Source organism: Streptomyces gossypii, from assembly GCF_025165795.1.
Lineage (GTDB): Bacteria > Actinomycetota > Actinomycetes > Streptomycetales > Streptomycetaceae > Streptomyces > Streptomyces gossypii.
In genome coordinates, this window is sequence record NZ_JAJAGO010000048.1 from 1 (window position 1) to 859 (window position 859).

The following is an 859-nucleotide window of genomic DNA, read 5'->3' on the forward strand; positions in this document are numbered from 1 at the left end:
GAGCCACTCGTCGGCCTGGTCACGGCTGACGGCGCCGCTCGTGCAGGCCGGCTCGGCGAGCCTGGTGAGCAGCGGCAGCATCGCGGGGTCGGTGAACACGCTGGTGTGCGCCTCGACGGTGACGTCGTCGAAGCCGCCGTCCAGGAGCAGGCTGCGGTACTGGCGGCCGGCGCGGGGGGTGCCCAGGAGGTCGGCGCGGGCATGCACGATCGTGCGGGTGAGCGCCGCGTCGTCCGAGTCGATCATGATGGTGTCCCAGTCCTGCCCGGCCAGGACGATTCTGCCGCCCGGGCACAGGACGCGCCGCGCCTCCGCCACCGCGCGCTCTGGTTCCTGAAGTACGTGGAAGACCTTGTCGGCACGGTAGCCGCGCACGCTTGCGTCGGCGAATGGCAGATCCTGCGCCCCAGCCTCCCGGAACTCGGCCGCCGGCCACCGTTCCCGGGCGGCGGTCAGCATCGATGTGTCGGGGTCCACGCCCACCGCGTGGACGCCGCGTTCGGCCAGCTCGGCGACGGCGCGTCCGGCGCCGCAGCCGGCGTCCACGACGATCGAGCCCGGGACGAGAGACAGCAGTTCGTAGGAGCGGGCCCGCAGCCGGGTGGCGCTCGGTATCTGGTCCGCCGCGTCGAGGACGGCCAGCAGGGCTTGGGTGTTGCGGTGTTCTTCCGCCGCTTCCTGGTTTTTGGACATGGATGTCAGGCTGCGACTTAATGTCGGCATGAAGTCAAGCGAAGACAGCGGCGCCGGTGTGATGAGCATCGGCGCTCTTGCGGCACGGTTCGGCGTGGCCACGCACGTCCTGCGGCATTGGGAGTCGAAGGGCCTGCTGCACCCTGGACGGGACGCGGGCGGACGC

2 protein-coding genes are annotated in these 859 nt (G+C 71.2%); one reads left to right on the forward strand and one right to left on the reverse strand.

Features of this window, described 5'->3' with window-relative positions; all coding sequences use genetic code 11:
- Positions 1–693: methyltransferase domain-containing protein (locus tag LHJ74_RS34085; RefSeq protein WP_260222242.1), on the reverse strand; the 693-nt coding region annotated here is incomplete at its 3' end.
- 28 nt (positions 694–721) lie between these two features.
- On the opposite strand from LHJ74_RS34085, the gene LHJ74_RS34090 reads away from it, so the two are divergent.
- Positions 722–859 (forward strand): MerR family transcriptional regulator (locus tag LHJ74_RS34090; protein ID WP_375546898.1); only part of this gene is annotated, 138 nt, incomplete at its 3' end.